Here is a 25,478-nt window from a genome sequence, read left to right as displayed (position 1 = left end):
ATATTCCATTAACCTTGACTTTGAAAATTGTAAAATATATAATTGGCCTATTATATCCGAGGCAAGACAATGGGTAAATTGAACTTATATTCGGTTAACTGGCAGGATGGGATGCTCATTACGCAGCAGCATCTTAAGGACCAGGAAAGCTATTTTGAATCTTTGGCCCGCTGGCATGCGCTGCATGCCGGGGATAATTACGGGCTGGTCAGAAAGTCCCCTTCGGGTGAAGCCGCTCTGTCATTGATCGCAACGGTCAGCGGCAGCCGGCTGCGTGTCGAAATAAAACGCTGCCAGGCGCTGACGCCGGGCGGATACTTTATTGAAGTCAATGATAATCTCGCCGAGATAATCACCGGCGAAACCGATATTACCGAAACTCAGGTCCCGGTTTTTGTTGCTGCCGATGCCGACTCCAGGAAACTGACCGGTGACCCGGATTCGTCCGAAGATATCCCGCGAGTCCCGTTCCAGATGCAAAATTATTCGGTTCATCTTGGGAAAAATCCGCCTTTTCCCGAAATTCAGTATATTCAGGTGGCCGAATTGACAATTAATGGCAGCGAGGTTATGCCGTCGCCCGATTATTTCCCGCCCTGCATTACCATCAATGCCGATGACCGGCTGGCTCAAAAGACGGTCGATTTCCGCAACCGGCTGGAAAATCTTCTCAAGCTTTCCACCCGCGCCTATATGGCGGTGGCCGCCGCCGGGGCTCTTGAAGGCGCCTCGACTACTCTGCAGAAGGCCTTCAAGGAAACCGTCTATCACATGGTCAGCTATCTCGCCTCGAATCTCGATAATTTTATGGTCGGTCGCAACGCCATGCATCCGATTATGATGGTTATATATTTCAAACGGCTTTTCCGGGTCGTTTCCAGTCTTCTTAATCTTAGACCCGGCCTCAAGGATTACTTGAATGAGCGTTTCTTCACCAGGGAACTTAATTCCGAAGTGGGGCGCTTCATGTCCTCGGTCGATGCTTTCCTGCTGATGGAATATAATCATCGCGATCTCGGTTCTCAGATTAGTATGATCGAGAACATTCTCAACGTCCTGCGCGGCATGATGGCCTTCCTGGCCCAGACCAAACCGGAGCAGCTTGGCGAGCAGGCCGTTGCCACCGAAACATTGACCTATGCCGGCAAAACCTATCGCAATCTCGCCTATACCGCCTGTCGCATGGAACAGGTCGGCGAATTGAGTTATCTCCAGATTCAGATTGCCGAACCATGCCCTGTCAATGATTCCGTAATACTGATCAACAAGGACCTTTATTCCGATGCTGAGTGGCGCTCGATGCAGGTCAGGCTGGGCATGAATGAGGCCCGCGGTCTGGGCGAAACCGACCCGATCGATATCGATATTGTCACCTTTGGAAACAAGGTGGCGCTGCACCCGCGTGATATGCTTAAATCATCGTCGGTTCGGAAATGTACTCTCATATTTCGTGGAACCGGCAACCCGAAAAAACTTGCCGGATTGGGAAAAATGGATTTGATTGTGTACAAGATTTAGTTTTGGAAAATAAATTATGTCGGAAAGTATAAAAATATATATTCAGGACCTCTTCAGGTATCTCGAAATCTATGAAACCAATTACGCCGCGTTCGAGACCGAGGCTTTTTTCCAGACTTACAACGGCATCTTTGCCGTTTTTCAGGCGCTTCGCCAGCAGCGCGACAAGGCGGTCGATGTTGACCGCGTTTTTCTCGAGAAGATTAAGCAGTCGCCGCTCAGCTCCTCCGACCTGAGGCAGTTTACCATCCAGGTCATGATCACTTTCTTCGAATCGGAGGCCGATACCGATGGTACGTCGAATCAGGCATATCTCTATTGCCGCGACCTGCGTCCCGTCAAGCGTGATGCCGCCTTTTTCGAGGAGCATCTGGTGCCGATCCTCCTTCGCGAGGGCAGCCTGAATAATAACCTGAAATTGAATGACTTTTTCCTTAAAGAGATTTCGCGCTATATCAACAAATTTGCCCGCGCCACCAAGGCCGATATCAGCCCGGAGCAGTTCGACGCCCTTCCCGGGCATCATAAGCTTCTGGAATTGAGCCGGAGACGGCTCGATCTGGGCGATCAACTTGTCAAGGACCGCAATTCTCTCGAATTTCAGCTGCAGCGCATCGGCGTCTTTAATAAACTCAGCGAAAAAAACAAGACCTTCGATCATTATCTGCGTGAATGGCACTATTTAATCACGACCAGCTTCTGGGCCAGGCTAAAATCCAGCCTGTCCGAGTTGTGGGGCAAATTCAAGGGATTGTTCAAAAGCTTTAATTATTTTCGTCTGTCTCTCGTGCAGCGCAAACCGGCCTACCTGTTTTATGGGCTGATAATTATCATCTTCATCCTGCTGGCCATTTATGTGCCCATGAAATGGAACAGCTACTCATTGGAGAAATATCAGCACTTCGAAAAACAGGCGGCAGAAACACAGCAGGCTATCAGCAAGTAAGCAACAGGTATAGAATAAGATATGGGATTTGCAAAAATATTTAAATTCGGAAAAAAGGGCGCCAAGATGGCGTCCAAACAAAAAGGGAAAAAGGGCGAAGGCGGCGGCGGCCTGACCTGGCCGGCCGGAACACGTATCGGTATTTTCGGCCATGACAATTCGGGAAAGACGGTTTATTATACCGTTCTCAACGAGGAATGTAAAATTTCCAAGGATCTGCAGATTTCGGTGACCGATAATTCCACCGCCGGTGAGTTTCTTTCCAACTACCGCTCCATCTGGGGATTGGGAAGCACCGGCGAGGCCGGCACCGTGGTTGATTTCAAGGGCGAACAGAAGTTCCCCGATTCCACCAAGTCCGACAAGGTGCTTCAATTCACGGCTGTTCTTAACCGCCGCAAGAAACTTCCGGTCGTCGCTTATGACTACAACGGCAAGGGTGTCTCAATTACCGACCGCGGCGAAATTTCCGATAAAATTTTCGATTTTATGGATGGCTGCGATGGAATTTTGTTCTTTTTCGATCCCAAGATTCTTGGAGCCGAATTGCAGACGCAGGCCCATGTTGCTTCTTTCGTCAATATGCTTGAACGGCTGGCGCCTCTTAACAAGCGGCTGCCCATTCCGGTCGCTCTGGTGGTAAATAAATCTGATGTTCTCCCCGGCTTTTCCGAGAATCAAACCATATTGGTCAGCGGTGAAGAAGAGCATTTTATCGCCGAAGATTTTGAATTATTCGTGGAAAAAGTTCTTACCAGCAACCGCATCGCTTCCAGCTCCGAGTGGGCCGGTTCGGTCAGAAACGTTCTGGTAAAACTGCGGGAGTTCCTCCGAATAGTTGTCGGACGCACGCTCGATTTCCAGATTTTCTTTGTCTCCAACACCGGTTCAAATCCTGAAAAAATTGGTACTGATGTCGGCCATTCCATCTATGTCCCGCCGCCAAAAATTCGTCCGATCGGCGTCCGTGAGCCGTTCTACTGGCTGCTGTCAGCTATTGACAGGGGCAAAAAGATTGCTTTTTTCCACAAAGCGGCTAAATTTGTCGCCTTGATCAGCGTTATCTGGATGCTTTTCTATTCGCTGCCTTTCCTGTATCATTTTAAAATTCTTTATCCGAAACCGCAGCGGGTGGAACAAAATATTCTCAAAGCCTATGATGGTAATTACTTCAATACCACCGAATCGGAACGCCAATCCATCATTCGCGAATATCGCAATTATGAAAGCCGCTGGCTGGTCAGACAGATTTTCCCCGATTACCAGCTTCCGGCCAAAAAGATTCGCGAGATTTATTCCGACTTCAATGTCGGCAAAGCCATTACCCGCCTGGATAACCTGATCCTTGATTTCTCGATGATTGTTAAGGACTCGACTCGCTGGCCGCGTATCAATCCGAGCAATGACAGTCTTATTCTTCAACCCGATCATGAAAAATTGCTGGCCGGGCTCAATGAACTTCATGCCGGCGATGAAAGCTCCACCCTGTATGTTCGCAGCGACCGAACCCTTACCTACTGGAATTTATTCACGCAATATATTGCTCTCCGCAACGATACCACCGCCGCGGTCGCCATCCAGGATCAAATCAAATTCGATCGCGCCAACAGCCGCGATATGAGCGGCGCCGAAAATCAACTCGGCGATGCTCTTAACGGAATTGCCAAATTCAAAAAGCAGGTGGTGGCGCAGAAGGTTGATTCCAAAATTGCCCTCGAAGAATTCGAGGACATCAAAGACCGAATCAATAATTCCACCGAAGCCGCTTTTGTGCTCGGGAAGGCGGTCAATGACCTCAAAAAAATTCGCGGAAAACTCGATCCGGCCTCCGATCAGGCCCAGATTTCGGCCATCGATTCATTTATGAAAGAGGTCGACAAATGGTCGAAAAAGCGCCGCTATGTCTATAAAATTTCATCCATTCCTGAGATGGGCCATGTTCATGTGGAAGTGACCCCCAAAGGCGATAATCCGACCTGGTCATTGGAAACGCAGTTTCTTGAAGGCGAGGAATTTGCGCTGGAGTGGAAAATCGACGACGATATTCATATCGCATTCGATGAACTCAAACATAATTGCCAGTGGGGCAAAATCCCCAGCGACAAAACGGTCCTGAAAGGAAAATATTCTTTATTTGACATGGACGGTTCAATTTTATTTAATAATATAGGTAAGACAATTATTATAAGCTTCACTCCGAGCCTGAAGGATCAGCTCCCGAAGCTTGAGTAGAAAACAAGGACCTTAAACAGGAGTACAGCATGAAAAGAATAGATATTGGAGCAGTAACAAAAGTTTTCGCGGCTGTTTTGCTTTTTTGTTTGTTTTTGATTCCTGATTTATATGCGGGCAAAGTGCAGCTTCCGGAAGGAACCGAAATAAAGGTGCGCTTTGACAAGTCGATGCGAATCAACTCGGGGAAATTGACCAAGGGCGTCCCCCTTGCCATTACGCTTGACGAGCCGGTCATCATCGGGGGCCGCGTGATTATCGAAAAAGGCACCGCCGGGAAAGCCGAAGTGCTCGACGTGAAAGCATCCTCAAAGGCGGGCAAGCCGGGTTATCTTAAAATCGGATTTGTGGAACTGGAACCGAAAGGCGAATTTACGCGGGTCGATGTGCCCACTATCAAGCTGACCGGCGAAGTGGAAAAGAAAGGCAAAGGCAAAAAGCTGCTCTCCTATATGTTTATTTTTGGATTATTCATCAAGGGCAGTCAGGCCGAGATTCCGGCCGATGTTGTCTATAATGCCAAAATCGCCGAGACGGTTGTCATGCAGAGCGAATAATCCTGATATCCCGAAAAAAACTTAAGCCGGACACTGTTGGCAGTGCCCGGCTTTTTTTTGAAAGGCGAAATATCCGAATCTTTGCTATTTCTTCAAGGCCGTTATAATCGACTGCCTCCATATCCCGATCATTATCGAGTCCAGCGCCGAATCGGAAATACTGACCTCATCCAAGCCGCCCCAGAAATAATTGCTACTATTGCCGGATAGCTGGCGCCCCAATTCCAGTGGACTTGAGTTGGCCACAGGAACAGCGGTTCCGTCACCGGAAACCCAGGATCCCTCCTTTATCACCCGGCCGTCGATCATCCAGAGCGCCGATGTCGGATCACCAAAGACAAATGAGATTGCCAGTTGGTGATATTCGTTGTCCATCAGAGGCGTCGCCACCTGATACGCATGCCCCGGCGGCGTCCCGTATTCGAATGTTATTATGGTATTGGCTGAATTAAAAGTTGGTGTCATGCTGATTTGGTAATTAATATTTCCATCCGGAGCACGTTTGCTCATCAATGTCTGTTGTGTGACTCCTCCGGCGAACCGCGCGTACATCGAAATGGTAATCTCCTTGGTAATATCGAGCAAATTGTCGTCCGGCACTTCCACAAAATCACCATCGCCGTTGAATACGCGGGCCATGCCGTGAATACCGGGTTCGAGATAGGTGCCGGTGGCCACGCCGTTGAGATTATTGCCGGATGCATCATAAACTATGTTATTGGTGGAATCATCATTCATTCTCCAGTAAGCCACCGTCGAAAAGGTCGGGCGGTACATCTCAACGCTGCTCCCCTCTCTGACCACAGGCGCGGTTGGAATCGAATCCAGGTATTTGGATAACTCCAGGTAATCGATATAGATATTATCTATTACGACATCTTCACTGTACGCATAAGTCTGGAAATTGACGGTTGCCAATGTGGCATATCCTGAGTCATCCACCAGGAGTCCGACTCGGACTTCGTTTCGAGGAAATATCTGAAACCCAAAGCCGGCAACATCACCGATGTATTGGAGCGCAAGGGAATCGGCCAGTGATGGATTCAGTTCGGCTCCTTGGACGACCAGAAGGTCATTATTGTAAATAATACTAACCGTAATCGTATTCAATTCCATAATATTATATACCTTCAGATCCAATCCGAAAGATGATCCCTGCGGTATCACCATACGCCGCGGCGACAATTTAACCATCGGAACCTGCGGATATAGGTTAATCTCGATAATCACGCCCGTTATGGCGGCGATGTCGGTTGTTGTCTCTCCTCGGTAAATCAGCCTTCCGGCGTCGTACGCCTCGATAACAAAATGCCGGTTCTTTCCCGGAGGGACGATCACTTCTCCAACTAGAAACCCGTCGACCAAAAATAATACTCCGATTATGGGAGTTTCTATATCCGGCGCCGTCACGGTCAAAATGAATAAATCCAGTTGCTCGGCTTCGCCGAGCCCCATCTGGGCGGCATTGATCTTTATCTGGAGCGAGTGGCCCGACGTGCCTTCGGTCGGCCTTTCGGAGCAGCTTCCAACCAGAAGCATGGCTGATATCAGAAGAATTAGGCCGCTGATAATACTGAGTTTATTGTGCTTTATCATTTTCCGGGCCCTCCTTAAAATATCGCCGCAAGGCCGAAGGTTAATTGAAGCCCGGTCAGGTCAAGCGCGCCGTCATCGGCCGAGCCGGTGAAATATTTCAGGCCGACATCCAGATCCATTCGCTCACCGAGCTTGCGACCGTACATGCCGCCGATGCCGAATATGGTGGATTTATCGAATCCCTGATCGTTTTTGCCGATAAGCCGCATATCAATAGACGGCGAGACGTACCACTTCTTGTCTGGATGATAATTGAAATTGCCGTTAATGGAAAACTCATTTCCATAGAAACGGGCCTCTTCCGAAATACCGCTGAAAATGTCGAACTCAAGCGGTTTGAAACGATGCAGGTAGCGGACATATCCGCCAAGACTGTACGTCTTTTCGGTCATGACGCCTCTCAGGCGCATATCAAGCTGTCCGCCCGCGTCATATACTTCGACATCATCAAGCTTGTCGCTGCCGAATGAACTGAAGATGAAGTCGCCGCTGACTGCCGTCTTCTCGAACGATTGCGAGGCGCTGATATTGAAACTGACAAGATCACCCGGGTCATAGCTGCCCTCGCCTTCATACGGATCATATGAACCGTTGTACTGGTACATGATGCCGACACCATAGCGGGTATTCCCCTTAATGGTCGCCCCGCCGATCAGGGCATTGAACCCGAACCCCTCGCCGTACCGGCGTATCGGAAAAGATAAATAGTTTGTGGACAAGACATCAATTATCGCGCGATCGGCGTCCGGATCAAGTTTCTTTTTGCCGATCGGCAGGTTGATACCGCCGCTTAAAAGAAGCTGATCTTCGTACAGCGACTTGTTAACCTGCACCCGAAAATCGCTGAAGCCGGCTAATGTCGTATCGGAGTCTATCACCGACAATTTATTCGAGGCGTTGGCCATATAGAATTGCGCCTCCAGATTGTCCTGCAGCGGAACAAAACCGGTTACCGGCATTGCCAATTGATTAACTTTTATTTCGGCACTGTCGCCCTTAATTTTCCAATGGCTGTAAATCATCCTGGCTTGACCGGAGCCCGGCTGATCATAAATGATCTGCCCGTAAAGCTGGGGGGCGGCAACAATTGCCAGCATGAGCGGCAATATGCAGAGGTATATTTTATTGCGCATCGAGGTCCCCCCTTATTATGACCAGGACGCCCCCGTCGAATATTACCGGCGGCCTGAAGGCGGAGAAACCGAAGCGGTCAAAATCTATGTAGTTTTGAATAAAACCGCTGTTGATGATGGTCGAGATTTGCACCCCGTCCAGGCCGAGAACCTCAAGCTCCTTCTCACTTGCCTCTGTAACCGATGCCTCGAAACCTTCGAACGAGGTCGCTCCGCCGGGAGCGAGCGCCTGAAGTTTTCCCGCCGCCTGCATGAAATTCTTGTCCTGACCGGCGGCGGTCTGGAATTCCTGCCGTGCGGCGTCCGGCATTCCGCGGCTCTGGTAATCCAGTCCGCGGCAATAGGCCATGAAAGCCAGGAATGATTCGGTCGGCACCTCTTCGATGGCATCGCGTTCCGCTTTGGTCAGACTGATGCCCAGGCTGTCGATGATCTTGAACACGAAATCCTTCTGCAGTGCAAAGAAACTCTGCACCTTGCCTTCGACCGGTGTCGTCATCTCGGCCGAACTGTCAACCGTGTTGACTATGGCCCCGTCAAGCCTGATGCCGCCTTCGCCCGTACTCAGGACCGTTCCCGTGACCACCTTCCTGCTTCCAATAAGGCGCCCGACTCTTGGCGAAGTCGCCCGATCGGCATACTCCGATGAGCCCAGTTTCAATTCGCTCAAGATAGCATTGATCTTCATGCGATCCACGACCGTCAGCGATGATACTTTGGAAAGATCGCCGGCCGTAAACTCGGCCAGCCCCTTCGTGATCGGCGCCAGGTCGGCCGGAAGCTGCGAGCCGTCGAAATCGACCACCGCAATGCTGTTGTCCGGAATGGACGCGACATCGATGGCGTTCTCGTCGGCAATCGTTTGCTGCGCCTCTTCCTTGATCTTAAGGGCAATCAACCGGTCCAGGTGAGCCCGGATCATAGCCTCCGTCTTTTTTTCGGATTCCATATTCAAGGATGACGAATATGCCGCAATAGCCTGGTCATACTGCTTGCGCTGCTCGAAAATCAGTCCCATATACAGATTGGTCCGTGCATCCGGTTGAATATTATTGGCCTGTTTGAGCGCATCCTCGGCCTTGAGCAAATCCCCCTTCTTATAGTACGCCACACCAAGTTCCCGCCAGCCTTCATAACTGCCGGGATTCTTCTGTATGTCCCTGTATAATATATCGACCGCCTCGTCATACCGGCCCTCATCCGCCTGCTGCCGTCCCTGCATATACAGCGACTGGGAGCATCCCGCAGCCAGCAATAGAAGCAGTACCATCAGTTTCTTTATCATGTCGTCTCCCCTCGGATAATTGTAGCCTTAGCCGATAAGCGGACGGTAAATTTCCATTTTGCGTTTGGCTTCGGTGAAGGTGTTGTCGGCATCATAGGCCAGCTTGAAATACTCATAGGCTTTCTTGTAATCATACTGATCCATATATTCCAGGCCATGCGCATAAAGCTTCGCCGCATCCATCGACTCGGTATTGCTCTCCTTAAGAATCAGCTTGGTCTCGTCGGTCAGCATGATATTCAGCTTTTCGGCCAGTTCATTGACCAGTTCCTTTTCAAGCAGCACATAATCCGGTTTGCCTTCTTTATCGACCGACGCGATTATCTCCGATGTTTCGGTCTTCACCACCCTCACGATCATTCTCGTGCTCTTGGCGCTCAACTGCGTGATGCTGCCGAAAACCATCAATTGCGCCCCGAGCATCTTGCCGACCCGCGCCGCCGTGGCCTTGTCTATCTTGCCCGACTCGGTCAGTTCCAGCTCCTTCAGGACATAATCGATTTTGTCCCGTTCGACCACCTTCAGGGAACTTATCTGCGAGAAATCATGCTGGAAAAAGTCGGCCAGCCCTTTGGCCAGAAATCCCAGTTCCTCCTGGAATTTGCCGACCGAATAATTGTCGAACTCCAATATGGCGATCGTTTTGATCCCCGGATCGGTAGCCTCATCACAAACCAGCTTGTCCTTGGCTTGTGTCAGTTTGTACCATTGATCGCGCAGTTCCGACGGCCAGATCTCGCGCGGAAACAATATCAGGCAGGGATCGATGGTTGCTATTTTGGTCAGGAATTCATAAGCTTTACGCTGGTATTCCAGACCTTTGGCATAGGTGATAATACTCATCACTTCGTAGATGGCTATCGAATCCTTGCCCGTCAGGTTGTCCTGGCTGATAAGTTCGTTCGTGATAGCCATCCCCTTGTCGAATTCAAGGTTGCTGTATAAGTCGATTGCTTCGGCCAGTCTGGTCGCGACATCGCCGCTCTCCTGCGCCGATACCCTATTCACGGGCCCCGACATCAGGACAACCAGCAAAGCAAGACACAGCGCCCCCGCGGTCCTTACATACATATTCATGGCTGCTCTCCAGGTTAAATATTAATGACGATATTTCGTGTCTATCTATCCCAAAAATATAACAGCTTATTCTTCGGCATTGAAAAAGACGCGGTGCGATCCGTTGATTTCGACCTTCACCGTATCCACATAAGCCAGCATCTTGCCGCCCTGTTCGACATTGATCTTGATAATATGCTGTCCGTTGCTGAGATTGAACGTGAATGGTGTCTGCTGTTCTTGAAGCTTCCCGTCAATGTATATATCTCCGCCGCGCGGCCGCGAGCCGACAAGAACTTTTCCGTTGCCCGTGACCGGTTTCCGTTCCGGTTCCGGTTCGGGCTCCTTCACCTGGGCCAGTTCGAAAGTGTAGCGGCGCGGAAGGATCTCGCCCGGTGACAAATATATTGTATCATGCATAATCTTATTAACTGCCCGATTGTTCTCGACCCGGATATAATGCATCCCGGTGTCGCTCGTGAGCGATGTTTCCGCTATGGCGGCGCCGATCAGGCTGCCGTCAAAATAAAAATCTCCCGATGGTGCAATAGTCAGTGCCAGAATACCTGTGGCCGCAACCGATACTCCTCCGGTCGATACGGTCGTATCAGCGCCGGTGGTACCTGTCACCGGAGTTGTTTCCTTCTTTGTCTCTTCGCCGGATGGAAAGAATAAATATAATGCCGCGGCGACTAATATAACTACGGCAGCGGCGCCGATTATCAATGGCATCATCTTTGACTTTTTGCGCGGCTCACGGGGAGGTTTGGGTGAAGGCGTCGCCGTTTCTTTTGCCGCCGCCAATTCCAGACTTATACCTCGGCCGCATAACGGCGCCAGTGCCGCAATCATCTCGCCCGCCGATTGAAACCGCTCTTCGGGCTGGATGCGCAGCGATTTCATGATGATACCGGCCAGCTCTTTGGGAATGTCGGAATTCAGCTTGGCCGGATTAACCGGCTCGCCCGCCAATTTGGCGTCGCGTAAAATAAACTGGTTGTCGCTCTTGAACGGCAGTTCGCCGGTCAGCATATGATATAAAGTCGTCCCGGTCGCATAAATATCGACCAGGGAATAATTGACATTTTCCGCCCCGCTGAACTGCTCCGGCGACATATACGCCGGCGTTCCCGCCGCCGTCCCGGCAATGGTTAGATTCGGATCGGTTTTGCCTTTGGCGATGCCGAAATCGATGACTTTCACATGGCCGTCTTTGTCGATCATGACATTGCTCGGCTTGATATCGCGGTGCGAAATATCTTTTTCGTGCGCGGCCTTGAGCACCTCGAGCACCCGCGTCATTATCCAGCAGGCCCGGGCCACCGGAACCTTGCCCTCTCTTTCAAGAATCTCCTCGAGCGACTCCCCGTCGATATAATCCATGGCGATCACAAAATCATCACCATGATTGAAAAAATGCTTGATGCGGCCGATATTGGGGTTGGCATCCAGAAGGGCCAGCTTGTCGGCTTCCTGCCGGAAACGCTCCGCCATCCTTGGATTCGTGAGCACTTTCAGGACCACCTTAAGGTTCGGAACATCCTGGTGCACTGCAAGATAGACCCGCGCCATGCCGCCCGTGCCGATCCGTTTCAGTATCCTGTAACTGCCGATAAATTGCTGTTCTTCCATAGTGTAAAAATATACAAATTTGTAATATTCACTGCAAGAAAAACTATTGTAAGTCGAAGTATTTGAGTTTCTTAATTATTTATACACTTGTTTCTTGTTTTAAACACGACCTTTTTCGCCAAAAAGGGGTAGTGGACGTAATTCAAGACCCGAATTATATCTATTTTTTTATGGATTTATTGCAGCAGTAGGTTAAAATCCCCGCCTTCCCTGATTGTAATCTGGGGCGAGGGGGTTTCAACAATTTCTTCTTTTTGCCATCATTAAAATGTGATCGGCGGGTTCTCAAACCCGCCGCGGTCGGTCTGAGGACCGACCGATCACAGAACATATTGTGTCTGGGTTCACTTCCAGGGTGGCCGTGCCAAACTTGTTTGGGGTGGAGCACAACGAAAACAGGCTACCTCTTATACCCAATATCGCGCAGAAATTTATGGCGGATTTGCTTGTGCTCGGCGGTCTCGATACCGGCCGGCATTTGCCCGTCGATAACGCCCATCACGCCGCGCCCAAGCTCGGTCTCGGCGACAATAACCTGCACCGGGTTGGCCGTGGCGCAAAATATCCGGCAGACTTCCGGGACAGATTTGATCCTCGGCAGGAAATTAATCGGGTAGCCGTTGCGCATGAATATTATAAAAGTGTGCCCGCAGGCGATATCGAAAGCGGTTTTCTCGGCCAGCTTGATCAAATCCTCGCTGTTGCCGTCGGAGCGGATCAGGCAATCCTGCGATGCTTCGCAAAAAGCGATCCCGAATTCGACCGAGGCCGATGAGGTCACCATCGCTTCATACAAATCCTCGACCGACTTGATGAAATGCGTCATCCCGAAAATCATGTTAAGATCGGGCGTCATTTTGATATCGATTACCTTGGTTTTCATATCTCCTCCACTGAAATTCTTTCGTCGAACAATGAATCATCCAGGCCGGAATTGACCACCGGGTTGGTGTATGTCTCCTCGGACTGGAAATATACTCCGATAAAGAAAGCCGCCTTGCCCTTGCCGAGCAGTTCAAACCGATCCGGGATCCAGATTACTGAGTCGTATGGCTTGTAATTTATCGTCATGTCCAGTTCTTTGAGCTTGAACATCAGTTTGCTGACCAGTTTGGCCGGGCTGAAATCGACCCGGACCAGGTTATAATCAGCCGTATCGACATAATACAAGCAGTTCAGCAAAGTATCATTTTTCTCGCGGGCGTCGGCACGAAGCATATAGCACGTGAAACCATTGATCTTTTCTTTGGCGATTCCCTTGTAGCTGACATCATACATCCCGGTGTAAAGCATCTGAAGCGGAATCGTCAGGTCATAAGTAAAATCGCGGTTTCCCCGCTTGACCCGTTCTTCCTGCTTTTTGTCAACTTCGGTCACCAGGGCCTCGCGATCCTGCAGGACCCCGTCGAGATAAAGGGCGACATACTTCTGATGGATATGAAACGTGTCATCTATTTTTTTCAAGTATATTTTCTTTTCGTATCTCTTTTCCTCGGTAACCTCACCTTCCTTGTCGGTGCGGCGTTCATAGAAGATGGCATCGAAAGTCATGTCGCTGACAGCATCAAACTGCCTCTGGTGCGCCGCCAGCACCGAGTCGATCAGAGGAACAACCGCAATCTTTTCCACTGGAAACACGCTGCCCGAAACTCCCAGAAACAAAATGACAGATAAAAGCATTATTTTCATTTGTCGGTCCCCACAATAATTTCTATTCGTTTGATTTTGTCCCCGCGGACAATTTGATCGACCACCTCCATACCGGTTGTCACCTGCCCGAATATGGTATAACGAGCGTCGAGATGCGGCTGCGGCATCAGCGTGATAAAAAATTGCGATCCGCCCGTATCTTTACCCGAATGTGCTATCCCGACCATACCGCGTTTGAAGGCCATATCGCTGTACTCATCCCGAATAGTATAACCGGGCCCGCCCCAGCCGTCACCGTGCGGATCACCCCCTTGGATGACAAATCCCGGGACCACCCGGTGGAACATCAATCCGTCATAAAAACTCTGCTGTGCCAGGTTGATAAAATTATAGACAGTCAGCGGAGCGACATCGAAGTAAAGCTCCATCACTATCTCGCCCCGCTCCGTAACAATTTTCGCCTTTGGATTAGTGCGATTATTTTCGATCAGTGATTTAATCTTACGTCCGCTTATTAAACCGTTCGGAAAGGCCGCGTAAGCCGATTTATCCTGTCCGAGTTTTTCTTTGTACACCTGTGCCGCCTGACGGCTGACAACATAATTCTTGTCGAGCAGGGCATGATACAAAATATCCTCCGCCAGAGAATCAGTTTCGTTGTCCAGAAAATTCGAGACCGCATCGACAATACTTCGCTTGATATCGACATCTGATTTCTCCCGCTCATTCATAATCGAACCGAGCTGCGGCAAATATTTCCTTATCTTTAATTGCCCGATTTTATCGATGGCAATGGCCCGAATTATCGGATCCTCATCCCCCAGCGCCGTTTTAATATAGTAATCTACATTTCCCGAATCGACCGTGCAAAGAACTCCAAACGCTGCCGCCCGAACAGTTGCGGCGCTGTCATTGAACAGTGAGACTAGCCTGGGCTCGGCAACTTCACCGCCTATTTTTCCCAGCGCGTCGGCAAGCCGCGCCTTTAAATAAATATCATTGAGATCACTCAGGCTGTCGATAAGCGGAATTGATTCTTCCCCCGTGATCTGTGCCAGGTAATTTATCGCCGCCGCCTTGATATTGATGCTCGACGACATGTTTATATCATCGTGGGCATAATCCAAAGCCGCATCGCTTTCCAGTTCAGTGAGTGATTCAAGCATCAGCACCTTCAGCTTCTCGTCGCTTTCATCGGCATAGTGCGATCTCAATTGCTCGACGGCCTTTTCCGATCCGATTGATGTCAACGAAAGCACCGCCTGGGCAATAACATTGTTGTTGCGGTCATTCAGGCCGGATGCGATCGATGATGTCCGGCTGTCATCCTCCGGCAGCGCCAGACCGCGAAGAGCCAGCGTTCGGAAGAAGGGATCGGAGTCGGGAAGCCATTCGGCATAGAGATCGGCGGCATCGCCGATACGCATCCGCACCAGCGCATATAGCGCCGCTATTTTCACCGGACGAACCGGATCATCGGTGCCGAGATCGACAAGCTGCTCCGATGCATCTTTGTAGCCGGCCCGCCAGACCGCATAGGCGGCCTGCTCACGGACACGATGATCGAGGTGGGTCATAAATGAGGCCAGCAGCACATTGACATCGGTCATGGTCGAGTCCGACAGACGGCCGACCGACTGAATACAGGTGGCCAGCAGCTCCGGTTCGAAATCGGGACAAACATCCAGAAGCCGCGCCGCAAAGCTTTTCTCACCGGTCAGCCCGATTGCAAAAGCCGCTGTTCGGGAAACTTCGGCGATCGAGTCCTCCAGCATTGCAAAAAGGCTCCCGGCCGCTTTAACATCGCCGATCCGCCCGATCGCCAGGGCCGCTTTGGCGCGAATTTCCGGGTCCAGGCTTTTGAGGTAATCCTCGAAGTTCCCTGTCACCCGGCGCGTATCCTCTGCCGAAATAATCGAAGCCAGAACAGCTTCCTTGCTGAATCTGAGGTTCAGCAGGTCAAAGTAAAAAACTGCTATGGCGCCAAGAATTAAGATTAATAGCAGAAATGAAAGGGACATCTTTTTCATATCGAATTACCTTCTAATAAATTACGGTTCAGCGCGATTATTTATATATAACTGAAAATTAGCCCCAAATCGGCGGCGGTCAACAAAAATTCAGTATATATAATAATGTCGGGAGGTTATTTTCGGCGTTTTTTTGGAGCGAATTTAAGAGCCGATTTATCCAGCGCGGGTGTGGTCATTTTCTTCAAATCGGCTTCCAGCTTCTTTATTTTATCAGGTGTCAGCTTATGCAGCTTTTCGGCAAAAGAACCATTTTTGATTTCCTTAAAAATCATTTTCATGTGCTTTTTCGCGGCTTCGTCGATAATCCTTCGCCCGTTCAGAAATGAACCGTATTTGGCGGCCATCGATATGCGTTTATACATCCCTTCGATACCAAATCGCTTGATAAGGTCGATAATCAGATCAAGCTGATAAGCCACCTCAAGATATGCCTTATCCGATGACAGCCCGGATTCGACCAGGGTCTCATGACCCGCCTTGATAAGCTCCGTCAGACCGCCGCATAAAACAGCCTGCTCGCCGAACAGATCGCCGACCGCCTCATCGGCAAAGGTCGTTTCTATCATGGCGGACTTATCTATTTTCATGTCATGGATAAGTTCCTTAAGTATCCGCCCGGCTTTGCCGGTTGCGTTTTGATGAATGCAGTAAAAATATCCGACCGGTTCTTTATTTAAAAACTTTTCGCGTACTGCTGTTCCCGGTCCAAGCGGCGCTAGCAGCAAGACATCACAAATTGCCGGCGGTATTACCTGTCCGAAATGAACCGACAATCCGTGAAGGAAGACCAGGGTGCTCCCCGGTTTGAGATGGGGCGCTATTTCCTTATAGTAAACTTTGGCGTGAAGGTGATCGGGAAAGGCGAAGACAATAATATCGGCCATGCCGACCGCTTCGGGAACGGCAAATATATTTCGCATCCGATCTCGTTTGGCCGTCTTGCGTGATCGATCCCGGGGCGGCACACCAACAACGACCTCGCGTCCGGAATCTTTGAGATTGAGCGCCCAGGCCCGCCCCTGCGAACCATAGCCGATAACGGCAATGATTTTATTCTGCTTCATATACATAATATAATAAATGAAACAAACCATAGGTATATTATTCCGAATAAAAAATGCCGCTCGAAATGAGCGGCATTTTTTGGGATCGATACATTTTCGGAAGCCGGAGCACCCGGCCTCGAAAAAATTGTCTATTTCATCAAAACCATTTTCTTGTCGGCGGTGTATTCACCAGCCGTGGCTTTCATGAAGTAAATACCGGAAGCCTGCTGCGAGGCATCCCAGTTGATCGAAACAACACCGGCATTGCTGAAGCCGTTGAATCCGGCGACCTTCTGGCCGGCGATGTTGTAAATATTGATATTCCATTCGGAAGCAACCGGCAGACTCATCTCGATAGTCGTGGTCGGATTGAACGGGTTGGGGTAGTTGCTGAGACTGAATTCGTATGGAATAATGCCGTTCTGCAGTTTATAAACATCGCCGCTCTCGCATGACTTGGTCACAAGGTTGGCCGATGAATTGTAAGTGCAGGTGGCATGAGTCACGTTGGTGACTTCAAAGCACCACTCGCCGCTGCAACTCTTGGTCTTGAGCGTGGTTATAACAACCGATCCGTCCGAAGCGGTCGTGCCCGTCTTCGATTCGGTCGTATTTCCCGTGACACTTACATAAACAGTGGCATTTGAAACCGGCTGATTATATGCATCATAAATATAGATGGTGGCGCGGCCGGTGCAATTGCGGCCGGAGGGGATTCTGATTACTTGAATGTCCTGCACATGCATCACACAACCAACGGGTTCGGTAACAGTGATATAGTTGGTCTTGGTTTCAATATCCGAACCGCAAGCGTTGGAGGCCGTCAGTGTTACGGTATAGGTTCCGGCGGTGGTGTACTGATGCGAAGGATTCTTGACCGCTGCGGTTCCGCCGTCACCGAATGTCCAGCTCCAGGCGGTCGGGTTGCCGGTCGAAAGATCGGTGAAATTAACCGTCAACGGGGCATTGCCGGAGGTCGGAGTTCCTGAGAAGTTAGCCGTCACGGCACTGGATACGGTTATATAACCGGTCTTGGTTTCGGTATCATTGCAGGCGGCTGAGGTAACCGTCAGGCTGACCGTATATGTTCCGGCGGTGGTGTACTGATGGGACGGATTCGCGGCGGCCGAAGTTCCGCCGTCGCCGAAAGTCCAGCTCCACGATGTCACCGGTCCGGTGGACAGGTCGGTGAAATTAACCGTCATCGGCGCACAGCCGGAGGTGGGTGTGCCGCTGAAATCGGCGGTCACATCGCAGGCCGGCCCGGCCGCATCGATGCACTTGCGGGCATCAATAATGCCGACACCGACATACTTGGTCGGGTTGTACCACTTGACATTATTCGGATCGGTGATAATGGCGAATTTCTCGGGACCGGTCAGGGCGGGATTGTATGATTCCAGGAGAGCCGCCACGCCGACCACATGCGGGCAGGCCATCGAGGTTCCATCCATCAGGGCGATATAATCGCCGGTCGGATCATCCGAATTGTGATAGGTGCTCAGGATCTCGACACCAGGAGCGGCAATATCAACCCATGAACCATAGGTCGAAAAACTGGCCGGGTTCCCGCTCTGATCGGTGGCGCCGACATCCATGCAATCAGCGCGTCCGCCAAGATAGTCATAGTTGCTGGTGTTGTCGTTACCGGCGGCAACAATAACCATGACGTCGCGGGCCAGAACGGCGTTGACTGCGGGTCCGATATAACTTGAGGAGCCCCAGGAACAGTTAATGGCGGCGACATTGACACCCTTATCGACCATGGTCGCCACATAATACATCGCCTGGGCGCAGTAATCCATACTCATCAAGCCGCCCAGCGGGCTTTTCCAACCGGCACGAAGGCACATGATTTTTACGCCGTTGGAAGTAAAGTTGGTGGTGCCGTCGTTCCAGCCGCCGGCAATGCCGGCCACGCCGAAGGTGGGGTCATTATTGGTAATGGCCGCAATTGTTCCTGCAACATGCGTTCCATGACCGGCGCAGTCGGCCGGATCGTTGTCGGCCGTGGTACAGTCAACATCGTTGCACTGCGATGAAGTCGTTACGAAGTCCCAGCCCACGACATCGTCGATGTAACCGTTGTTGTCATCGTCGATACCGTTTCCGGGAATTTCTCCGTTATTAACCCAGATATTACCGTTGGTGCTGTTATCAGTCGGTCCGGGAGGATTGGTGCCGCCCAGATCGTAGTGATAATACCGCACACCGCCGTCGATTACGGCCACCACAACATTGGGATCGCCGGTTTCTTTATCCCAGGCCAGATCGGCGCTGATACCGTAGGTATCCCAGTAATGCCACTGGTCATAGGGGAATGTTTCCGGGGGATCGTCATAATAACGGTCAACCGGGCTGGCACTCATGTAGTACAGACCGATCGGTTCGACCTTCTCGACAAAGGGCAGACGGCTGTAGGCTTCCATGACGGCGTCAAGATTACCGTGAGGGAATTCGGCGATATAATGACGGGTCAGGGGCTTGTCCGACGGATGCGTCAGGCTGGCCTGATCGGCCGCCGGAAACTGCTTGGCAAAACCGTGGACCTTAAAATTGTTGGCGATTTCATCAATGGCTGCATTTCCGGTAATTGCCAGACCGGCACGGGACTGAGCATACATGGAAGGAGTCCCGTCCTTGACGACAACAAGGCATTTATTCTGGGCATAGCCATAAAATGACGGACCAAAGTCACGGTCGACTTTGATGATATCGGCCGCAAAAGCTGTACCGGTGATTATAAATGCGGTAAATAGAAACAGAAGTGTTACTCTTTTCATTTTTCCTCCGATGAATGATTGAAGAAAAAGTCAATTGATCCCGGTTAAATTAAATAGAATAATATACTTATCACCTCCTTACCTTATTATTCTGCATAGCGGAGAAATCAACGGGATGTCTGCCTGCAGGTTATGTGACGCCAAAAAAGAGGTCGTTCATGCATTAGTTTCCCTACATATAATTAGAGCAGCCGGCAGTGGAAAAAAATACATCAATTTCCGGCCCGACAGACTGTCACCAAGAAAAAGAACGGTGATTTTAATTGAGAGAATACCGGGTGGGCTATATATGCAACAAGAACGGCCCGGGAATAATTGCCCGGGCCGTTCCAAATATTTAATCTAAAATAAACTTAATTCTGTGGTGCGCCGTTTCCGTTTCGATATATTTGATCTATCAGAGAGTTAATATCGACAGTATCAATCGAGCCGGAAAGATCAACATCCCCTCGCATCGTTTGCGGTTTCGGAGGCGGTCCGTTGCGATACACAAAGCGCGATAAATAGCTGACATCCAGGACATTTGTCCCGCCAAGCATATCGACATCACCGACAACAAGATCCCAGACCGCCGCAAAGGCATTAACCCGCCCCCAGCCGTACATCGGATCGTTGATCGTAACCGTCCCCCAATAAAGTTCGGTCTCGGCAGTCGATTTAATCAGATTCCTGACCGAATAGCTGTTCAGATTGGGGTCGATGCTCATTACCAGGGCACAAACACCGCTTACAATCGGCGCCGAAAATGAGGTGCCGCTCCATGTGCCCCATTCATACTCGCCGGCCAGAGAACTGTATATATTGACGCCCGGCGCGCAAACATCGATATAATTACCATAGTTGGAAAACCAAGCCAGGTAGTCCAGACTGTCAATAGCGGAAACCGCAATTACACCGGCATAGGCCGAAGGATAGGTGGCCATTTCCTGGCCGTCATTGCCCGGGGATGCCGCCAGCGCCGGATTGGCTTCAAGCGCGCTGTTGATGGCATCAAAAATGACCGGATCCGGCTCGCTGGTGCTGAAACTCATGTTGATGACATCGGCGCCGTTGCTTATCGCCCAGTAGATGGCTTCGGCGACCTGGAAACTGCTGCCGAGTCCTTCGGCATCAAAAGCCCGCAACGGCATAATCATGCAGCCGGGAGCAATACGCTTGATAATCCCGCTGACAAATGTCCCATGACCCAGCAGCCCGCCAATCTCTTCCGCCGGGTAATCGTCTTTGTCAACAAAATCATAACCGTTTGCAGATATTGAGTTTTCGAAAAGAGGATGATTGAATTTCAGGCCATTGTCAATAACCGCCACCGTCACCGCGACTCCGGTCGAAATCAAATTCGCCGAATCGGCACTGACCAGGATAGCTCCCTGCTGATCATAATAAAGTTCGGGACTGACTCCGTTAATGAAAATAGGCCGGTTTTCATCCGGGAAGGATTGACTGATCTGGCCTATTTCCGGAATCGCACATAAATAATCGGGCTGGGCAAATATTACACTGGGATTTGCTTCAAGTCTGTCGATCACACTGTCAACCGGCAGCGGGTCGCTGTAATAGACAAGAAAAGTGCTTTTGCCGGCAATCGTGTCGATTGCGACAGCATCAAGATCGCTCAGAATCGGAGCGAGCAGAGCGCCCTTCTGAATCTTCAAGACCACATGATTCTGAATCTTGTCCTGAGAAAATGTCTGCTGCAATGGCGCCAGGGCGATAATTACAAGGAACGCTATTACAAGCAAATAAGGGAGGTTTCTTTGGCGGTGCATTTCAATCATCCTTCCTAAATGCCCAGCAGCACGAAAGAACTCCAGAAGGCCGGGTTGCCGGTGACTTCGGCCAGTTCCGAAACGGCGCTGTTGTAGGCATTAAAAATTTCTTTTTTCTCTGACAGTGATTTATAGAATTTGATCATAAACAATGTACTTACCTTATCGGCCACGGGCCACAAGGTCGCCAGAACATATCTGCTTCCCGCCTGGTAGAAAGCTTTGGCCAGACTGAATGAATTACCATAATATAATCCGGGAGCGGCCGTTTGGCAACCGGAAAGCGTTACCAACCCTGCTTTTAAACCGGATTGAAACAGGTCAAACGGGAAAAAAGGCCCGTCGCCCATCAGAATTCTTGAAAAAAGCGGATTTTCCGATGCCCGCGAGGCATGCGCCGCAATATGAATAAAACCGGTCGCCTTCGCCGCCTCCCGGAGAAGATTGGCCCGATTGGCTTCCCTGTCCAAATACAAATGCGAACCTTCAAAAATATTTTTTATCTGCCTGGCTTCGATCGATATCGCCGGCAGCAGGTCCGATGAAACCGCAAAAATCGCATGCTGTTTATTCGTGATGTCGGGCGGCGTCCGGCGTCGATGACAAATATCCCCGGGATTGACCGCCAGACAAACCTGATATTCGTTTATGAGATAATTACCGCTGCCGTCTTTCAAGGCATTAAATGGAATCTGCCCGAAATATCCGTCCGCCACAATAATCAGTTTTTTGCCCGCGATTCTTGCTTTTAAAGGCGCAATAAGGATGTCATAAAGTTCTCTTAGATATGATTCGGAAATCTGTCCGGTTTCATCCGCATCGGTTATTCCGGAAACGACCGATTCAAAAATAAAATGCAATTTCCGGAGTATCAGCGCCATGTCCGACCGCGAAACCGGCAGTTCCACAAATTCGGTTCTCCCGGATGTTACGCAAAAGGCGCCGATACCGGAATCGTTCTCAAGGTAATTGATGACGGTTTCATCATCCTGAAGAAAATCCCGAATATTATATTCCGTGCGGATCAATTTTTTGGCCACGATTTCATTGGGGTAAAGAATCGATCTGATCTTTCTCTCGTTCGACCAGAGTTGTTGCTCCAGCGAATAATAGGAGGTCGGGGTCCCGCGCTGGCCGCTTTTGGGAGATTGGCTGATTTTTTTCAAGGCCGCCCGCAGTTGTTCTCTCCGGTCGATTAACGGGGAGGGAATTTGCGATGAGATTGCTCTATCCCTATCGATTTTTCCGTTTATCAGTTCCAGAGCCGAGAAATTGGATTGAAGCGATTCATCGGTCCGGCCAAGTTTCAAAAGGCAGTCAACGACCATACGATAGCAATCATACTTGTCAGAAATGAAGAAATATCTGACCTCATCCGGATACAGCCCTTTGAGCATCTTTTCAATGGCGCCGACAGCCTTGCGAAAATACTTTAAGGCTGTTTCATATTGGCTCAAACGGAAATGGCATTGGCCGATCAGGTAATTCAAATTATAGGATTGATACCCGGCCAGTTTTTCGATGGATAGTTTTCCGGCAAGTTTCAAAGCCATCGGCGATTCGCCCGCCATCGTGAATCCTTCCAGCCGGGCAATCTCGGCATCCAGCTTTTTTCTCTCATTCCCGGTCCGGGCAAAAAGTCGGGCCGCCTCATCCGCGGCCGTAACCGCCGTGGAATAATGCTTCCGCGCTATATTTAGTTTGCTCCGGGACATGTTAATCATGCCCAGCCAGAGCAGATTTTTTTCCCTGGAGAAAAGTGTCTCTGCTTTCTTCAATCGACTCGAGGCCTGGGTGTAGTCCCCCAGTCTGATCCTGACATCGGCGGAAAAATAGCTGGCCTTGGCCTGCTCGTATCTCATGCCCAGTTTTCTAAACTCAGGAATAATCTGATCCGCTATCATCGACGCCGACCCGTATTGATTCAGTTGAATGTCGATCTCGGCCATATCCAGCATGGCGGCGGCCGCCGACTTCCGGTCGCCGAGGCGGATGAGATCATCATGCACCGCCTCGAAAGCCTTGATGGCATCGGTATATTTGTCCCGCAGAAAATGCAGATAGGCAATCGAATAAAGCGCTTGATTCCGGGCTATTTCCAGTCCGTTTTCGTGATAAAGTTCGGCCGAGGCGCGGTACAGCTTTTCCGCCTGGTCCAGCCTGTCCATGTTGGTATAAATATTGGCCCGATTATACTCGACAATAGCCAGAGGCACGCCCCCGGCCCGGGCGAAAATTTCCCTCGCCATATTATAATATTTCAGGGCCATGCGGTTGTTGTCCATGCGATGATATACATTGCCGATATTATTCAGAACCTGGCCCGCATCATTGCTCAATTGCTTCCTGCGGAAATATGACAGAGATCTTCGGCCGACCTGCAACGCTTCTTCGTACCGGCCCAGATACATATAAACATCCATCAGTCCTTTACCGAGCCTCGCAATCCCCTCCGGTTGCTTCTGCTCTTCAAGCAATCGGCGGGCGGCCAGATAATGGCGAAGAGCCGGAGCATATTCACCGGTCCAATGACAATGCCGGCCCTGGATGGCCTTCAATCGCGCCTGATACCGGCGGGGAAGATATTTAAAAATGCCCTTGACGGCATCAATGAAGTCACCGGCCTCCTTCAAATCGGTTCGAATAAGCCGATTGATGCTCTTATCCAAATCATCAAGAAAAGCGACGTTATCGCCGCCATAATCGGATTCAAGATATTTCTCGAAGGCTTCCTTACCGGAGAGCTTCAGTATCTGAGATAAGACAATCATAAGGATAAATCAACGATGCCAATTATCTGCCCGTCTGATAATAATGTCATTTTATACTCGGCGACCGGAACCCGCTCGAATCGGAAAAGATTAAAACGATCAGCTGTCACCGAATAGGATCTTTTGCCGGATTTTAGCCTGACTTCGAGCGGTTTATCAAATTTGGCCTTGTGTACCTGCCCGATAATCTCACGGGAGTCGGTGGACACAGGGTAAAGCGACAATTCAAGATCATAATCGCCGATCTTGAACTTAAGGCGCCGGCAATCGACCGCCGCCGGCCGAACCCCTTCCGGGAGCGGTGTCAGTTTGGAATCATATGTCCGGACCGCGTAAACCTCGGCCCCTTCGCGGCGATTTCTCATGAAATCGTCAAACATTCGGGATGCCGACTCCGATGCGAAATTCAGTATCTGACTCCAGTCCCCTTTCCCGGTGTCAATCTGAATATCCTGAAGAAGTTGATTTATGATCCTTAATTCAGGATCATTTTTCAGAGCTTCCCTTACCGCTTTTTCGGCATCACCAGTGAGTTCGCCTCGATTGAATTTCAAAAGAAGTTCAATCTTGTCGACATCATTCTGCATTTTGCCTCCTCATTATATATAGAGCGCCAAAAATTTACAAAAAATACTTTAAAAACAATTCATTACGTTTCAATATCCGATAAAGTTTTTTAAAACACCGCATTCGGCTCGGGCCGATCGATGAAGCCGGGATTCCAAGTTGTTGCGCGATTTCCTCATAGGATAGATTCTCGGAACTGAAGAAGAGTGCCCGGATCAACCGATATTCCTTTGGCGGAAGTTGTGCAATCGCGTGCATCAATGCTTCATGCCTCTCTGATTCTTCATAAATATCATCGGGTTGTTTCGGTGATGATAAAAACAAATCATCCGCCAGAGCATCCTCGACTTTCTGCAGTATCTTCGATTTATGCATCAGGGCATAAATCACCCGCCGCGTTATAGTCGTGACATAGGACAACAGCTTGTCGGACGATCTGAGATTTCCGAGGTTTTTCCACAGAAGATAGGATACCTGCCCATGAATATCGTAACTGTCTTCCCTGGAAAGCTTCATCCGGCCGCAGATTGAAAAAACAAGGGGCGTTATTCTCCTGATCAATTCCGACCATGATTGCTTTTCACCCTCAAGACAACCTGTTACCAGATTCGATATATAGTTATCTTCCGGTTTACTCACTGATTTACTTTCGAATTAGCCAAATCTAAAAAATTGCGGCAATCAGTCACGAGTTATCTCATGTTGTTGTGCGCGTGCGGCATATTGCCGATAGTCTCCAATTATATAATGAAATAAACGGAATGGAAAATTCCAAGAACGAAATGCAAATATTGTTTTTATTCCGGCGGCACCCCTGTTGATATAAAATCAGGAGATGAATCAAAAGACTCATCTCCTGTAACTAACCACATAAAAGAGAGACTATTCGAAGACCATACCTATG

General features: G+C 49.9%; 18 protein-coding genes. 4 read left to right on the top strand and 14 right to left on the bottom strand.

The window, feature by feature from the left end; genetic code table 11:
- The first annotated feature begins 111 nt into the window (after nucleotides 1-111).
- From CVT49_00135 to CVT49_00120, 4 genes are read left to right on the top strand one after another with little or no spacing between them, the layout of a single operon-like run.
- The gene (locus CVT49_00135; protein ID PKK84984.1) at nucleotides 112-1,518 is read left to right on the top strand and encodes a hypothetical protein; all 1,407 of its coding nucleotides are present in this window, start codon (nucleotides 112-114) and stop codon (nucleotides 1,516-1,518) included.
- A 16-nt stretch (nucleotides 1,519-1,534) separates the two neighbouring features.
- Complete coding sequence (locus CVT49_00130) at nucleotides 1,535-2,464, top strand: hypothetical protein (GenBank protein PKK84983.1); 930 nt, start codon at nucleotides 1,535-1,537, stop codon at nucleotides 2,462-2,464.
- A 21-nt stretch (nucleotides 2,465-2,485) separates the two neighbouring features.
- Nucleotides 2,486-4,696 carry a hypothetical protein gene (locus CVT49_00125; protein PKK84982.1) on the top strand — a complete coding sequence of 737 codons (2,211 nt, stop codon included), beginning with the start codon at nucleotides 2,486-2,488 and terminating at the stop codon, nucleotides 4,694-4,696.
- A 29-nt stretch (nucleotides 4,697-4,725) separates the two neighbouring features.
- Nucleotides 4,726-5,253 carry a hypothetical protein gene (locus CVT49_00120; protein PKK84981.1) on the top strand — a complete coding sequence of 176 codons (528 nt, stop codon included), beginning with the start codon at nucleotides 4,726-4,728 and terminating at the stop codon, nucleotides 5,251-5,253.
- 84 nt (nucleotides 5,254-5,337) lie between these two features.
- Here CVT49_00120 and CVT49_00115 read toward each other — a convergent pair whose 3' ends face one another.
- The 14 genes from CVT49_00115 to CVT49_00050 form a co-directional block, all read right to left on the bottom strand.
- Nucleotides 5,338-6,849 carry a hypothetical protein gene (locus tag CVT49_00115; GenBank protein ID PKK84980.1) on the bottom strand — a complete coding sequence of 504 codons (1,512 nt, stop codon included), beginning with the start codon at nucleotides 6,847-6,849 and terminating at the stop codon, nucleotides 5,338-5,340.
- 14 nt (nucleotides 6,850-6,863) lie between these two features.
- Nucleotides 6,864-7,982, bottom strand: a complete 1,119-nt coding sequence (locus CVT49_00110) for a hypothetical protein (protein ID PKK84979.1) — start codon at nucleotides 7,980-7,982, stop codon at nucleotides 6,864-6,866.
- The gene (locus CVT49_00105) at nucleotides 7,972-9,267 is read right to left on the bottom strand and encodes a hypothetical protein (protein PKK84978.1); all 1,296 of its coding nucleotides are present in this window, start codon (nucleotides 9,265-9,267) and stop codon (nucleotides 7,972-7,974) included. Before CVT49_00105 ends, CVT49_00110 begins: the two co-directional genes overlap by 11 nt.
- Before the next feature lie 27 nt (nucleotides 9,268-9,294).
- Complete coding sequence (locus CVT49_00100; GenBank protein ID PKK84977.1) at nucleotides 9,295-10,344, bottom strand: hypothetical protein; 1,050 nt, start codon at nucleotides 10,342-10,344, stop codon at nucleotides 9,295-9,297.
- A gap of 66 nt (nucleotides 10,345-10,410) precedes the next feature.
- Nucleotides 10,411-11,955, bottom strand: a complete 1,545-nt coding sequence (locus CVT49_00095; GenBank protein ID PKK84976.1) for a hypothetical protein — start codon at nucleotides 11,953-11,955, stop codon at nucleotides 10,411-10,413.
- Nucleotides 11,956-12,355: 400 nt separating this feature from the next.
- On the bottom strand, nucleotides 12,356-12,838 hold the full coding sequence (locus CVT49_00090) for an adenosine monophosphate-protein transferase (protein ID PKK84975.1): 483 nt from the start codon (nucleotides 12,836-12,838) through the stop codon (nucleotides 12,356-12,358).
- Nucleotides 12,835-13,644: a hypothetical protein gene (locus tag CVT49_00085; protein ID PKK84974.1), complete on the bottom strand. Its 810-nt coding sequence runs from the start codon at nucleotides 13,642-13,644 to the stop codon at nucleotides 12,835-12,837. Before CVT49_00085 ends, CVT49_00090 begins: the two co-directional genes overlap by 4 nt.
- The gene (locus CVT49_00080) at nucleotides 13,641-14,336 is read right to left on the bottom strand and encodes a peptidylprolyl isomerase (GenBank protein ID PKK85112.1); all 696 of its coding nucleotides are present in this window, start codon (nucleotides 14,334-14,336) and stop codon (nucleotides 13,641-13,643) included. The genes CVT49_00085 and CVT49_00080 overlap by 4 nt, the downstream gene beginning before the upstream one ends.
- 1,415 nt (nucleotides 14,337-15,751) lie before the next feature.
- A complete protein-coding gene (gene ilvC / locus CVT49_00075) occupies nucleotides 15,752-16,732 on the bottom strand; it encodes a ketol-acid reductoisomerase (protein PKK84973.1) in 981 nt (326 codons plus the stop codon).
- A gap of 101 nt (nucleotides 16,733-16,833) precedes the next feature.
- Entirely contained in the window at nucleotides 16,834-19,467 is a 2,634-nt protein-coding gene (locus CVT49_00070) for a hypothetical protein (protein PKK84972.1), read from the bottom strand.
- Between the two features lie 353 nt (nucleotides 19,468-19,820).
- Nucleotides 19,821-21,245: a hypothetical protein gene (locus CVT49_00065; protein ID PKK84971.1), complete on the bottom strand. Its 1,425-nt coding sequence runs from the start codon at nucleotides 21,243-21,245 to the stop codon at nucleotides 19,821-19,823.
- A 5-nt stretch (nucleotides 21,246-21,250) separates the two neighbouring features.
- Nucleotides 21,251-24,007, bottom strand: coding sequence for a hypothetical protein (locus tag CVT49_00060; GenBank protein ID PKK84970.1), 2,757 nt, complete (start codon nucleotides 24,005-24,007; stop codon nucleotides 21,251-21,253).
- Nucleotides 24,004-24,594 carry a hypothetical protein gene (locus tag CVT49_00055; protein ID PKK84969.1) on the bottom strand — a complete coding sequence of 197 codons (591 nt, stop codon included), beginning with the start codon at nucleotides 24,592-24,594 and terminating at the stop codon, nucleotides 24,004-24,006. The genes CVT49_00060 and CVT49_00055 overlap by 4 nt, the downstream gene beginning before the upstream one ends.
- 34 nt (nucleotides 24,595-24,628) lie before the next feature.
- Complete coding sequence (locus tag CVT49_00050) at nucleotides 24,629-25,213, bottom strand: hypothetical protein (GenBank protein PKK84968.1); 585 nt, start codon at nucleotides 25,211-25,213, stop codon at nucleotides 24,629-24,631.
- Between the last annotated feature and the right edge of the window lie 265 nt (nucleotides 25,214-25,478).

The organism is candidate division Zixibacteria bacterium HGW-Zixibacteria-1, from assembly GCA_002838945.1.
Classification (GTDB): Bacteria; Zixibacteria; MSB-5A5; order GN15; family PGXB01; genus PGXB01.
This window is presented reverse-complemented; position numbering and strand designations above follow the sequence as displayed.